The organism is Chitinibacter sp. SCUT-21 (assembly GCA_041874755.1).
In the GTDB taxonomy this organism is placed as follows: domain Bacteria; phylum Pseudomonadota; class Gammaproteobacteria; order Burkholderiales; family Chitinibacteraceae; genus Chitinibacter.
This window is the reverse complement of record CP102611.1, coordinates 2606152-2620397: the sequence shown is the minus strand read 5'-3', so window position 1 is coordinate 2620397 and position 14246 is coordinate 2606152. Positions and strand designations below refer to the sequence as shown.

Sequence of the window (14246 nt, the reverse complement as noted above, 5' to 3'; positions counted from 1 at the left end):
AGGCTCATTCAAAGTTTGCGGTATTATAAAGGCATTCAAGCTCTGCGAAATAAACATGTCTGAGACTTCTCCCTTGCCGCTTTGGCGCAGAATTATCGGTTTCGCCCGCTTTGTCGGCCGCCGTTTATATGCAGACCGCTGCCTCGAAACTGCAGGGAGCTTGACTTACACCACGCTACTGGCGGTCGTACCGCTGTTTACCATTGCACTCACCGTCATCTCGGCATTTCCGATGTTCAGCGGCATCAGCAGTAAATTTCGTGTTTTTATTATCACAAACCTAGTTCCCGATGCGGCAGGCAAAGTAGTTGGCGTATATATGCGCCAGTTTGCAGAAAATGCCGACCGTCTCACCGCGTTCGGGATGATTGGTTTGTTGGCGACTGCGATTTTATTAATGATGACGATTGAAAAATCGGTCAACAATATCTGGCGGGTACGTCGCCAGCGCAAATTGCTATCACGCACGCTGACGTACTGGGCCACGTTAACGTTGGCGCCATTACTCATTGGTTTGAGTTTGTCGCTCACCAATTGGCTAGCAAATCAAGCGGGGGAATTCACCGGCATTGGCGTCGACATTATTAAAATTGGCCCAATGATCTTAGTAATCGGCACTTTGAGTTTGTTGTATTTGGCGCTGCCACATTGTTTTGTTCCACGTAAGCATGCACTAACAGCAGCACTAATTACGGGCGTTTTTCTGGAATTAATGAAATGGCTGTTTGCGCTGTATTTAAAGCAATTTGGTACTTATAAACTGGTTTATGGCGCTTTTGCTAGCTTCCCTATTTTCCTATTGTGGCTGTATGTGTGCTGGGTCATTGTGCTGGCTGGTGCAGTGATATCGGCGACACTATCGTATTGGCATAACGATGGCTGGCAGTGGAATGATCATCATGGCACGCGCTTTGAACAAGCGATGTGCATCTTAAAAGAGCTGGCTCTCGCCCATCAAAATGCACAAATTTTGCACATCAACGATCTGCGCAAGCGCGTTGGCCTAGGGGTCGATGCGACGCAATGTTTGCTAGAGGAGATGGCCGAACGAGATTGGGTTGAGTCCAACCGTGACGGACAATGGTTACTGGCCTGCAGCGCGAGTCAAATTCGGCTTGATCAAGTTTTTGAACTTATCGTCAGCCCACTGAGCAGCGATGAAAAAAGCGGCTTGGCTCGTCCGTTAGGCCAAGCGAAAGCCGCACTTGAGATCACCTTGCAAGACTACTTAGCGACGGCGCAGCCTGCCAGCAATGCGGCGTCAATCGCAGATTCTGGCAGCTCGCCAATATAAGCTTGGCCTAATTGGCGCAACAGAATAAATTTAATTCGGCCAGCATCTACTTTTTTATCTTGAGCCATTAAGGTTTTATAGCAATCAGGCCCTAACTGAGGAGCTACAACGGGTAATTTTGCTTTTGTTAACAACTGGATAACCCTAGAGAGGTCTTGGTCATTCAGATGACCGAGCTCTTTCGAAGCATACGCAGCCAGCACCATACCCGCTGCTACCGCCTCGCCATGTAACCATGCACCATAACCCAAGCCCGCTTCGATCGCATGGCCAAAGGTATGGCCCAGATTGAGTAAAGCACGCTGACCAGTTTCTTTTTCATCGGCGGCGACAATGCGGGCCTTATTTTGGCAGCAACGCTCAATAGCCTGCGCAAGCAAGGACTCATCACGCAGCATGAGTGCATCAATATTTTGCTCTAGCCAAACCAAGAATTCGGGATCATCAATCAAGCCGTATTTAATAACCTCGGCCATACCGGCAGAAAATTCACGATCAGGCAGCGTTTTAAGGGTGTCCAAATCGGCTAAAACTAGGCGCGGCTGATAGAAAGCACCGATCATATTTTTACCCAAGGGGTGATTGATCGCTGTTTTACCTCCGACGGAAGAGTCGACCTGAGCAAGCAAGGTAGTTGGGACTTGGATAAAGGGCACGCCACGTTGATAAATCGCAGCGGCAAACCCCGTCATATCGCCAATAACCCCACCACCTAACGCGATTAGCGTAGTTTTACGTTCGGCGCGCTCACCGAGCAAGGCATCCATAATCAGGTTTAGTGAATCCCAAGTTTTATATTTTTCACCATCGGGTAAAATAATTTCTTGGCAGGCCACTCCTTGTGACGCTAGCGTCGCCTTTAGCTTGGCTAAATATAGTGGCGCCACCGTTGTGTTCGTGACAATCGCAGCACGCGGTTGAGGCAAGTGGCTTGCAATCTTTTCGCCCAATGACAACAGATTATTACCGATCAAAATGTCGTATGGCGCGTGGTCAATGTCGACACGAACAACGTGAGTGGTCATGTTTTGCGTTCCAATTCTTTGAGAAGTAATTGCAGTAGAGAATTAACACTTTGCTGGCTAGTATCCATTACCAAGTCGGCTACCTCACGATACAAAGGATCGCGCACAGCGTACAACTCGGCCAATCGCGCCTTTGGATCAGCAGTTTGCAGCAAAGGGCGATTTTTATCGTGGCAGGTGCGGTGATATAGCTCTTCCGGCGAAGCGCATAGATAGATCACGTAACCGTTTCTTCGTAGATGAGCACGATTAATCGGATTAAGCACAGCACCGCCACCAGTAGCTAGCACAATGTTTTTCAATTGTGTTAGCTCAGCAATCGCCTCTGCCTCTCGTTGCCGAAAGCCAGCCTCGCCTTCAAGTTCAAAAATTGTAGGAATACGAGCACCAGTCTTGGCTTCAATTTCATGATCAGAATCATAAAACGTTTTGCCTGCAGCTTTGGCTAGGGCACGACCCACTGTCGTCTTGCCAGCCCCCATGAGGCCGACTAAAAAAAAATTGCCTGGCATTTTCATGCCAGGCATTTTACTTGAAACTACGAAGCTTAGCGATCTTCAATCTCTAGCTTTTTTAATTATCGCAATGTGAGATCAGATTGCAAAACGCGTGGCGTTAAGAAAATCAACAGTTCACGCTTGGCTTTTATAGTTGAGCGATTTTTGAACAAATTACCCATTACAGGGATATCACCTAGCAGAGGAATTTGCGTTACGGTATTGGTTGTATCTTCAATATAGATCCCACCAATGACCACTGTACCGCCGTTCTCAACTAACACTTTAGTTTTAATCTGCTTAGTATTGATCGCTGGTCCGTTAATCGTATTCTCGCCACGGCTATCCTTATTAACGGCTACGTCCATAAATACATTACCGTCAGGAGTGATCTGAGGTGTAACCTTTAACGATAACGTTGCTTTTTTGAACGAAACCGAAGTTGCTCCATTTTGAGACGATTCTGAATATGGAATTTCTTGACCATCTTCAATAACCGCTTCAACTTGATCAGCGGTAACTAAACGCGGACTAGAAACAATCTTACCCTTACCATCTTGCTCAAGAGCCGACAATTCCAAACCTAGTAAGCCATCAGAACCAGCCAAAAGCATGGCTATTGAGCCCGGATTAAAACCACCAATAGCTGCAGCAGGTAAGTTAACGGAAGGCTTATCGCCAGCAAGGGCAGGAGCAGGATAAGAGTCGCCATTTGTAGGTTTATAATCTTTAGTGGTTAAACCACCGGCAACTCCTACATCCTTATTCAAATACAATCCGTGAAACTTCACGCCCAAATTTCGACTAAAGCCATCCTCGGCCTCTACGATCCGAGCCTCGATCATGACCTGACGAACAGGAATATCGGTTTTGGCAATCATGTCACGAATTTGCTCAAGTTTTGATGGAATATCTTGAACAATAAGCTGATTAGTACGTGGAACAATTACAGCACTACCACGAGGAGATAATAATTTTTGCTTCTCGTCAGTTAGCACCTTTTTAAAGTCATCTGCTTTACTGTATTTCAAATCAAAATATTCAGTGCGAGTTGGCTCAAGTTCAGCAATTTGCTTCTTTGATTCAAGTTCTTGCTTTTCTTTAGAAGCTAATTCGTCACGGGGTGCGATCCACATAACATTGCCAGATTTGCGCTGATCCAAGCCTTTGGCCTGCAAGATAATATCCAGTGCTTGATCCCAAGGAACATCCTTTAAACGCAAGGTTAGCGAACCACTAACTGTGTCACTTGTAATGATATTTAAGCCAGTAAACTCAGCAATCACCTGCAAAACTGTACGAATCTCTACGCTTTGGAAGTTAAGTGAGAGTTTTTCACCTTTATAATTTGGCTTCGATTGTGCTGTTTTATTTTTGCTATCAGACGCATCACGCACTTCGACGACAAATCGATTCTCTGTTTGATATGCTGAATATTCCCAATTTCCTTTGGGCTCAATCAGCATTTTGACCTTGTCACCCTGCGAAAAAGTATCCACTTTCTGAATTGGAGTACCGAAGTCGGAAACATCTAAGCTTCGTTCAAGATTTTTTGGGAGAGAAGCCTTGGTAAATTCAACTAATAATTTCTTTCCTTGCTGTCGAATATCAATTCCAACATTCGCACTTGTCAAATCAATTACTACTTTACCCTCGCCTGCTGTACCGCGACGAAAATCGACATCTTGAATACCTTCAGATTTTCCGCTTGGTTTTGCTGCAGCAAACTGGGTACTTGTATTACTTGGAGCGCTGTTTTTGGCTGTAGAAGCAGCAACAGCACCGTCGATTGAAATTAATAAATTGTTATTTTCTACTTTGGTTTCATATGAGGCAGGTTTTTGAAGATTGAAAACCACCCTTGTCCTACCAGTACCTTCGGCAATATTAATTAAGCGTAATGCTGCACCATTAACCTGAACAGAGTTTTTGCCCGCTTGATTGCTTGTATTGGCGAAATCGAAAGCAATTCGAGGCGGGGTGTTCACTGAAAAACTTGTAGGGGTAGGCGGCGTCCCATTAAAAGTGATTTTAACCAGCTGTTTTTCGGCACTAACATTACTTACGTCAACAGCTGTAATACTAGCCACATCTGCGGCAATGGCAAACGGAGCAACAAACAAAAGGGTTATTTGAGTTGCCCAGCTCAGTAGTTTCTTCATTTTCATTTTTTTTGCTCCGCATCATCTAAGCCAAGAGTTGTTGTACGCTCAACCCAATCACCACCACTGTCTTCCACGATCTCTTTGAGAGTGATCTCGGTTTCAGTAATGTTCATTACCATACCGAAATCTTGCCCCATATAGCTACCATTTTTGACGCGGTAAAGATTACCATCAGGGGCTTTAATCAAAGCCTGTATTGTTTTGCCTTGCTGCAAAGTGCCAACCATGCGTAACTTTTCTAAATCGTAGTTTTCCAATACTTCTTTGACGCGATTGGTGTTTGGTGCCAAGCCACTGTTGCCTGCCTTTTTTGCCAGCTCCATTTTACTGGGTCGAAACGGATCAGGAAGACCGAATGCATCATAAGTAAATGGTTGATAGGGCTTTACTTCGGGCAAAGGCTCTACGCGACCACGCAATCCTTCAGACTGTTCAGCCATCCATGCTTTTAGATCGCTATTTTCTTCACCAAAACATCCCGTAAGCGCAACTGGCAGCAAACTAAGTAAGATCCATCTTTTCATTGTTTTTCCCCGGATAGAACATTACTTTCTATTCTTTTTACGAGCTTCAAGTTCAGCCTGTCGAATTGCCTGCTGCTCTGCTTCATCTAACGCACGATAAGTTTTAATCGTTGCTTCCATATTTAACATGGCAGGATCTTTTGGCACAGACAACTTAACATCGCTCAAAGTCACAATTCGTGACAACTGAGCCACATCGCTGACAAAAGCAGACAAATCATGAAATGAGCCTGTTACTTTAATTTGGATTGGCATTTCAGCAAATTCTGAAGTTTTCACTTCGGCACCAGGCTTGAACAACTCAAACAATAGGCCACGACCTACACCAGCTTGGTTAATCTCTGTTAGCAATGTTTCCATTTCTGACTTGTTAGGCAGTTGCTTCAGTAAAGCACCAAAAGATTGCTGAATCTCAAGTAACTGCTGACGATACGCTTCGAGATTAATTGCTCTTTTCTTCTTATCCAAAAACTCCTGCTTTAATTGTTCTTCTTGTTGAGTACCAACCTCCAACTCATCAAATTGAGGCTGCCAAAAATAAAACACACCAGCAGCTACAACGATGATCAACAATAAGAACATCGCACCTAATTGAACAGGAATTGGCCAGTTGCCCGCATCTTTGGGATCTAAATTTCTGAATTCATCAAATGTCATTGCCATATCATTTCCCTTGAGCAGTTGGTTGACTTGCAACTGCCGAGGCCTCAAGCGAAGCTCTAGTTAACTTTATATTTAGAGTAAAGTCAGATAGACGCTGATTACCCACAGAAGCGGCTTTCGTTTCAATCAATAAAGGCTGCTCAAAGGTTTGAGAGTCATTCAGATTACGCATCAACGTTGAAACTCGAGCATTTGATTGAGCATATCCGTTTAACACTAGCAAATCGTCTGTTTGCTTAACATCTTTCAGATACACCCCTTCTGGAACCTGTCGAGTTAGCTGATCCAACATGTGAACAACTTCAGTCCGATTAGATTGCAAACGTTCTACAATTTGCTTGCGATCAAGCAAAGCCTGTTTTTCTGCTTTAAGCTTCTCGATTTCAGCGATTTCACGATCTAGTTTTGCATTTTCAGAAGCTAAGAATTCATTGCGCTCGGACTGCGTTTCTATTTTTGCCGCAAGCACTAAATATCCAGCAACCACAATGGCACATGCCACGACAAAAGAAAACGCGAGCATAGCTACGAAGCGACGCTGACGAGCGGCTCTTTTTTCTTGGCGGTGCGGTAATAAATTAATTCTAATCATGCTGGGTCAAACCTCCGCATAGCCAATCCACATGCAATAAGCAGCGAAGGCGCATCCAATTGAATTTGCTTGCCGCGCACTTTGCCTGTAGACATGCTAAAGAATGGATTTGCACGCATCGTACTAGCGACTTGTGTACGACTCGAAACAACTTCATCCAAACCATGAATAACACTGCAACCACCAGCTAGCAAGATGTGATCGACAGTTGTGTAGTTACTTGAAGTGTAAAAAAACTGCAGTGAGCGCGATATTTCCAGTGCCATGGTGTCCATAAATGGCTGTAAAACATCTGGCTCGTAATTATCTGGCAAACCGCCTTGACGCTTCGCCTGCTCGGCCTCTTCAGAAGACATATTAAATTTGCGCTGAATTTCTTGCGTCAGCTGATTTCCAGCATACCCCTGATCCCGGCTATAGATTGATTGACCATCCTTGAAAATATTCATGTGCATTGCTGTTGCGCCGATATCAACAACTGCAACAATCTGATTTTCTCCACCATTTGGCAACTGTGGCCGCATCAGCTCAAATGCAGCTTGAGTTGCATAAGATTCAACGTCCAACACCACAGCCTTGAGGCCGGCCTCTTCAATGGCTGCAACGCGTTCTTCTACCTTGGTTTTTTTGGCCGCAGCAATGAGAACTTCCTCTTCATCGGGATTATTAACAGCAGGACCAAGAACTTGGAAATCAAGATTTACTTCATCCAACGAAAATGGAATGTATTGATTTGCCTCTGTTTCAACTTGCATTTCTAAATCGCGCTCGCTCATACCAGCCGCAACCAAAATTTTCTTGGTAATTACAGCTGAAGCGGGCAATGCGATTGCTACATTTTTAATTTTCCCACCCATGAGCTTCCAAGCCCGCAACACGGCCTCGGCAACGGCATCTGGATTTGTAATATTGCTATCTGTAACAGCATCTTTTGGCAAAGGCTCAATTACATAGCGGTCTAAGCTAAAATTGCGCCCCATTTGGCTCAGCTCAACCATTTTTACCGCAGACGCGCTGATATCCACGCCAATGAGAGGTGGTGCTGATGGCTTTAAAAAATCGAGGTTCAACGCAATAGCCCCCTTATATGTAATCTGAAAAATGCTATCAGCGGACGCAATCCAGTGTAAAGAAAGCACCGTCACAAACTCGCATTTTGCAACAACGCGTCAGAACAAGTACATTAGTACCTTAGCTTGAACTTTATAAACAAACAAACACAACTGCAATGATAAAAAAAATCCTATTAATTTGTTTTACGATAATTTTCAGCTTAGTTGTAGTAGCAGTCTGTTTATCGGCTATGGCCGTAGCAATTACTTACCCTAAACTTCCATCGCTGGAAGCATTAACTGACTATAAGCCAAAGGTTCCACTTAGGGTTTTTACTCAAGATAAAGTATTAATTGGTGAATTTGGTGAAGAACGCAGAGCATTCACACCTATTGATAAAGTTCCAAAACAAATGATCAATGCGCTATTGGCGGCAGAAGACGAGCGCTTTTATGAGCATGGAGGAATTGACTATCTTGGGGTTCTGCGCGCCATCGCTGGTAACCTCACCTCAGGACACGCACGCTCAGGCGCCAGCACAATTACGATGCAGGTAGCCCGTAATTTTTATCTATCAAACGAAAAAACATTCACGCGAAAATTTAACGAAGCATTACTCTCTTTTAAAATTGAACATAATCTATCTAAAGACCAAATTTTAGAGCTTTATATCAACCAAATTTATCTTGGCCAGAGAGCTTACGGCTTTGCCTCTGCCGCGCAAATATACTATGGCAAGCCGCTAGACAAATTGAGTATTGCCGAAATGGCGATGTTAGCAGGCTTACCCAAAGCACCATCAGCTTACAACCCCGTAGTAAATCCAAAACGGGCAAAACTGCGTCAAATGTATGTTTTACGGCGCATGCATGAACTCAAGAGCATCAGTGATGCCGAATATGCACACGCTCAAACCGAACAATTAGCAATTAATAAATCTGCGCAACAATTCCCTGTTCACGCCGAATTTGTCGCAGAAATGGTTCGTCAGATGATGTATGAACGCTACAAAGAGGCAATTTACACCGACGGCTATCAGGTTTACACGACCCTCGACAGCAAAACCCAACAAGCAGCCTACGAAGCATTGCGCAGCGGATTAATTGACTATGATGTACGCCATGGGTATCGGGGCCCCGAGGGTTTTATTGACCCCAACCTACTGACGTCCGGTGAGGAAGAGCAGCTTGACGATGCATTGAATAATGTAAAAGATACAGATGATTTACGGATTGCCGTTGTTACACAAGTAAGTAACAAAGTCGTTACCGCCTACCTTAAAGGCGAAGAGAAAATCACAATTCAAGGCAACGGTCTTCGCTTCGCACGCTCTGCACTATCGGAAAAAATTGCCCCTGCAAAACGCATCCGACCAGGTGCAATTATTCGTGTTCGTGCTAGTGATCAAGGATGGACGATCAGCCAACTACCTCAAGTTGAAGGAGCGCTCATTGCCCTCAACCCGCAACAAGGTGCAATTCAGGCCCTAGTTGGTGGATTTGACTTTAATCGCAACAATTTCAATCATGTCACTCAAGCATGGCGCCAACCGGGCTCAACTTTTAAACCCTTCATCTACTCAGCAGCCCTTGAGCGGGGCGTAACACCATCAACCCAAATTAACGATGCACCATTAGTGGTGGATCCTAGCAGCGTCAACGGTCAGCGCTGGGAGCCTAAAAACTACGACGGCACCTTCTCCGGAATGATGAGTGTTCGCCGTGCTTTAACTTTATCAAGAAACCTAGTTTCAATTCGAATCTTGCAGGCAATTGGCACCGACTACACCCAGCAGCACTTAACACGCTTTGGCTTTTCACCCAAAAACCATCCTGCCTACCTAACGATGGCCCTAGGCGCAGGCAGCGTAACACCATTACAAATGGCTGAAGGCTATGCAGTATTTGCCAATAGTGGCTATCGAGTGAGGTCATACTACATTGACCGCATTGAAGATCCACGAGGCAATATTATTGCAAAAACCCAACCCGAAGTGGCAGGCCAAAATGCACCACGCACACTTGACCCGCGCAATGCGTTTATCATGACCAGCATGATGGGCGATGTAATCAAAATGGGTACTGCGACCAAAGCCAAAGCCCTTGGTCGCAACGATCTAGCGGGTAAAACAGGTACCACCAACGATGCATTTGATGCATGGTTTGCTGGCTATAATTCTAATTTAGTCGCGGTTACTTGGATTGGCTTCGATCAACCGCGTTCATTAGGCGCACGCGAAACCGGTGGCGCTGCAGCACTTCCGGTCTGGGTGAAATTTATGTCCAGCGCACTCGATAATGTGCCGGAAACACCAATGCCCATCCCAGATGGCTTAATCAGCAAAAGCATTGAAACCGAACGTGGAACCGTTACAGAATATTATTTACAAGAGTTTCCAAATACCAACAGCGAATTGGGCTTAGGTGGTGGAGCAAGCAGCGATGATAGCCAAGCTCAGCCATTAGGCGAAATTAAAGAGCTGCTATTTTAAGGAGTACGCAGATGCAACGCCGTGACAGTCTTCGCTTGGCGATTAGCCCTGCACTGCCGTGCTCTTGTTTTATCCGCCCCATCGACGCTTTGAGCGAATCTCGTTTTGCAATCGTTGATATTGGCTACGGTGGCCTAGGCCTACTTGGATTCAGCCCTGATCTTGACCTTCAAGCTGGGCAAATCCTTCGAGGGTGCCGAATTGAGCTCGCACATTTCGGCATCTTTCATTGCGACTTATCAATTGGCAGCCAGTCTGAATTGATTTTGAAAAATGGCATTAAAACTATCCGCACAGGCGCTCAATTTACCCACCTCAACTCGCAAGCCAAAAACTTGCTTCAACGCTTCATTTTCAGCTTGGAAACACAGCAAAATTTGTGACCTAAATTGATTTCAATCGCAGGTTTTGAATCATAGCAACAACCCCCTCACCCACCAAAGCTTTCACACAAAGAAAATATAAGTCAGAAATTGACCACCATCAAAAACCACACATTTAGCGAAGACAAGAAGACACCAACACAATATATTGTGTTTTGAACTCACCCCTCCGCAATGATAGACCTTAGCATGTAAGCTAACAACATACCCTACATGGTATGTTGCGCCATACAAGGCAGGGGTTGAATTTGAGCAAGATACAATCATGAGCCACTTGGGGCGAGCAATTTTGCTCGCCCACTTTTTGCCATGAAAATTGACCACACGAAAACCTACTCACTTTTTCACACAAAGGACATAGGACGTCATGCTGAAAGTCATCAAACGCGATGGTGCCAAAGCCGCCTACGATGGCGCAAAAATCTTCGAAGCTTGTCGTCGTGCTGCCGCGGCAGCCAAATACCCAGAGCCGGATCTGCTCGCCGAAGAAATCACCGTTTACGTTGAAGACGAATGTCGCAAACTCACCGAGGCCGACTTATTTAATAAAACACCATTGCAACTCGACATTCCGACGATACAAGCCCTAGTCGAAGACGCGTTGATGCAGCAATACCCCGAAGTCGCGCGTGTGTATATTCAATACCGCTCGGATCGCGACCGGATTCGCGCACAAGGCTCGGAGCTGCACGCCAAGTTGATGGGCTTAGTCAATAAAACCGACATCGACGCCACCACTGAAAATGCCAACAAAGACGCGAATGTTTTTCCCGTGATGCGCGACCTAATGGCCGGCATTGTGTCCAAACAATTTGCCAGCACCTTTTTGCCAAAAGATATTCTGGAGGCGCACAACAGCGGTGACATCCACTTCCATGACTTGGATTACTCGCCCTTCCTGCCCTTTACCAATTGCTGCTTGGTCGACCTAAAAGGCATGCTGCAAAATGGCTTCCGCCTTGGCAATGCCAAAATTGAAAGCCCAAAATCAGTCGGCGTCGCGTGTGCCGTCACCGCGCAAATCATTGCGCAAGTGGCCAGCCATCAATACGGCGGCACGACGATTCCCAATATCGACCTAACGCTCGCGCCGTATGTACTAAAAACCTACGAGAAAAACCTCGCGATCGCCGCTGAATACCAAATTCCCGACGCCGAGCGCTACGCCAAAGAGCGCACCGAAAAAGAAGCGTACGACGGCATTCAAGCGTGTGAATACGAAATCAACACGCTGTTCAGTTCAAACGGCCAGCAACCGTTTGTGACTTTCTCATTCGGCATGGGCACCAGCTGGGCAGAGCGGATTATTCAGCAATCGATATTGCGCGTACGCATTAAAGGCTTGGGCAAAGAAGGCACGACGCCGGTTTTCCCAAAACTGGTGTTCTTTATCGACGAAGGCATCAACCTGAAACCCGCCGACCCCAATTACGATATTAAGCAGCTCGCGCTCGAATGCACATCGAAACGCATGTATCCCGATATTATTTCGGCCAAGCTCAATCGCCAGATTACCGGCTCTAGCGTTCCGGTTTCACCAATGGGTTGCCGCAGCTTTTTATCGGCGTGGCATGATAACAACGGCAATGAAGAGCTCGATGGCCGCAATAACCTTGGTGTGGTGAGTTTGAACTTGCCGCGCATTGCGATTGAAGCCCAAGGTGATAAAGCCAAATTTAACGAGCTACTCAATAGCCGACTCGAAGTTTGCTTTCGCGCCTTGCAACTGCGCATCGAACGGTTAAAAGGCGTTAAAGCCAATGTCGCGCCGATTTTATATACCGAAGGTGCGTTTGGCATTCGCCTGCAACCGGACGACGACATCATCAACATTTTTAACAATGGCCGCGCGTCTATTTCGCTGGGCTACATCGGTCTACATGAAGTTGGCGTATTAATGTTTGGCGAACATCCAGCGCACAGCAAAGACGCACAAGCGTTTTTACACCAAATCGTCCAAACGATGAGCGACACCGCCAAACGCTGGAAAGCCGAAACAGGATTTGGCTATTCACTGTATTCCACACCCAGCGAATCGCTATGCCATCGTTTTTGCAAACTCGACCAAGAACGCTTTGGCGATATTGCCGAAGTGACCGACAAGGGCTATTACACCAACTCTTTCCACCTCGATGTACTGCACAAGGTCAATCCATTTGAAAAAATCGACTTTGAAGCGGGCTACGCGGAGCTAGCCAGCGGTGGGCACATTACCTACGTTGAATTGCCAAATATGAAGCACAACCTGCTGGCGCTGGAACGCATCTGGGACTACGCCATTACAAAAGTGCCGTATTTTGGCAGTAATACACCGGTGGATGCCTGCGGAAAATGCGGCTTTATGGGCGAAACATTAGCGACAGCTAATGGTTTCACCTGCCCAGAATGCGGCAATCACGACAGTGCGACACTTTCCGTCACCCGCCGAGTTTGCGGCTACCTCGGCAGCCCAAATGCTCGGCCATTTAATGCCGGCAAACAAAAAGAAGTAATGCGCCGCGTTAAACATTTTGCTCAAGTCAGATACAGCAATGGGTATAAGTCTAAAAATCAAACAGTAAAAGAACTACAGAGCAATACCCAAGAATTATCAACCGTACTATGAACTACGACCGCTACTACACCCACGACCTCGTCAACGGCCCCGGCATTCGCGTGACACTTTTTGTCACCGGATGCACCCACGCCTGCCCCGGCTGCTACAACCAATCAACATGGGATAGAAAATCAGGCTTACCATTTACGGCACAAATCCAGCAAGAACTACTCGACGCCAGCGAAGGCCACGATGGCCTGAGCCTATCCGGAGGTGATCCACTTCACCCCGCCAATCGCGAAGCAATATTGGAACTCTGTAAAGCCTTCAAAACACGATTTCCAGATAAGAATATCTGGCTGTGGACTGGATATTTGTACGAAGAAGTGCGAGAGCTGACATTGCTTGAATATGTGGACGTGGTAATCGATGGGCGCTACGAACATGACAAAGCTATAACCTTAGCATGGCGGGGATCAAGTAATCAGAAACTGCATGAATTGGCCATGAACGGGAAGAAGCGCCCCCTGCGCTAGATTAAATTGGCATGATGTTTGCTTTATCAAGCTCAGGCGATAAGCCATTCAATTACACAATGGAGAATTACCATGTCAATGAAAAAAGTACAGCAAGGCTTCACCCTGATCGAGTTGATGATCGTTGTAGCGATTATCGGTATTTTAGCTGCAGTGGCGATTCCAGCTTACTCAGACTACACTGCACGCGGTCAAGCTACTGAGGGCATGAATTTGCTAGGTGGCCTAAAAACACCAGTTTCTGAAGCCTACGCTGACTCAGGCGTTGTAACACTGCCAACAGGTGCTGTTACTAGCGGCAAGTACGTTGCTTCGATTGCAAAAAGCGGCGCCAATGCATTTGTTGCAACCTTTAAAGGCGCGGGTAGTGTGAATGCAAAATTGGCTGGCAAAACAATCACATTTACTTACACAACAGCAGATGGCAAATGGGTTTGTACCTCTACCTTGGATACATCAGTAAAACCAAAAGTATGTTCGTAATTTA

General features: G+C 46.0%; 13 protein-coding genes. 6 read left to right on the top strand and 7 right to left on the bottom strand.

The genetic code is table 11. The features are described from left to right. Positions 1-55: 55 nt before the first annotated feature. Positions 56-1294 (top strand): YihY family inner membrane protein, encoded by a 1239-nt coding sequence (locus NT239_12155; protein XGA70522.1) that lies wholly within the window; start codon positions 56-58, stop codon positions 1292-1294. Here NT239_12155 and aroB read toward each other — a convergent pair. From aroB to NT239_12120, 7 genes are all read right to left on the bottom strand, one after another. Then, positions 1225-2319: a 3-dehydroquinate synthase gene (gene aroB / locus NT239_12150; protein XGA70521.1), complete on the bottom strand. Its 1095-nt coding sequence runs from the start codon at positions 2317-2319 to the stop codon at positions 1225-1227. The genes NT239_12155 and aroB overlap by 70 nt on opposite strands. Beyond that, a complete protein-coding gene (locus NT239_12145) occupies positions 2316-2831 on the bottom strand; it encodes a shikimate kinase (GenBank protein ID XGA70520.1) in 516 nt (171 codons plus the stop codon). The genes aroB and NT239_12145 overlap by 4 nt, the downstream gene beginning before the upstream one ends. Before the next feature lie 65 nt (positions 2832-2896). Next, positions 2897-4984, bottom strand: a complete 2088-nt coding sequence (locus tag NT239_12140) for a type IV pilus secretin PilQ (protein XGA70519.1) — start codon at positions 4982-4984, stop codon at positions 2897-2899. Further along, a complete protein-coding gene (locus tag NT239_12135) occupies positions 4981-5505 on the bottom strand; it encodes a pilus assembly protein PilP (protein ID XGA70518.1) in 525 nt (174 codons plus the stop codon). The genes NT239_12140 and NT239_12135 overlap by 4 nt, the downstream gene beginning before the upstream one ends. 21 nt (positions 5506-5526) lie before the next feature. Further along, on the bottom strand, positions 5527-6168 hold the full coding sequence (locus NT239_12130; protein XGA70517.1) for a type 4a pilus biogenesis protein PilO: 642 nt from the start codon (positions 6166-6168) through the stop codon (positions 5527-5529). A 1-nt stretch (position 6169) separates the two neighbouring features. Beyond that, positions 6170-6760: a PilN domain-containing protein gene (locus NT239_12125; protein ID XGA70516.1), complete on the bottom strand. Its 591-nt coding sequence runs from the start codon at positions 6758-6760 to the stop codon at positions 6170-6172. Continuing rightward, the gene (locus NT239_12120) at positions 6757-7830 is read right to left on the bottom strand and encodes a pilus assembly protein PilM (protein XGA70515.1); all 1074 of its coding nucleotides are present in this window, start codon (positions 7828-7830) and stop codon (positions 6757-6759) included. The genes NT239_12125 and NT239_12120 overlap by 4 nt, the downstream gene beginning before the upstream one ends. A 233-nt stretch (positions 7831-8063) precedes the next feature. Between NT239_12120 and NT239_12115 the strand changes: the two genes are divergently transcribed. The 5 genes from NT239_12115 (at position 8064) to NT239_12095 (ending at position 14242) form a co-directional block, all read left to right on the top strand. Continuing rightward, positions 8064-10304, top strand: a complete 2241-nt coding sequence (locus NT239_12115) for a penicillin-binding protein 1A (GenBank protein ID XGA70514.1) — start codon at positions 8064-8066, stop codon at positions 10302-10304. Positions 10305-10315: 11 nt separating this feature from the next. After that, complete coding sequence (locus NT239_12110; protein XGA70513.1) at positions 10316-10687, top strand: hypothetical protein; 372 nt, start codon at positions 10316-10318, stop codon at positions 10685-10687. 367 nt (positions 10688-11054) lie between these two features. Beyond that, positions 11055-13292, top strand: a complete 2238-nt coding sequence (gene nrdD, locus NT239_12105; protein XGA70512.1) for an anaerobic ribonucleoside-triphosphate reductase — start codon at positions 11055-11057, stop codon at positions 13290-13292. Continuing rightward, positions 13289-13759, top strand: a complete 471-nt coding sequence (nrdG, locus tag NT239_12100; protein ID XGA70511.1) for an anaerobic ribonucleoside-triphosphate reductase activating protein — start codon at positions 13289-13291, stop codon at positions 13757-13759. Before nrdD ends, nrdG begins: the two co-directional genes overlap by 4 nt. A gap of 78 nt (positions 13760-13837) precedes the next feature. Then, positions 13838-14242, top strand: a complete 405-nt coding sequence (locus NT239_12095) for a pilin (protein ID XGA72805.1) — start codon at positions 13838-13840, stop codon at positions 14240-14242. Positions 14243-14246 lie beyond the last annotated feature (4 nt).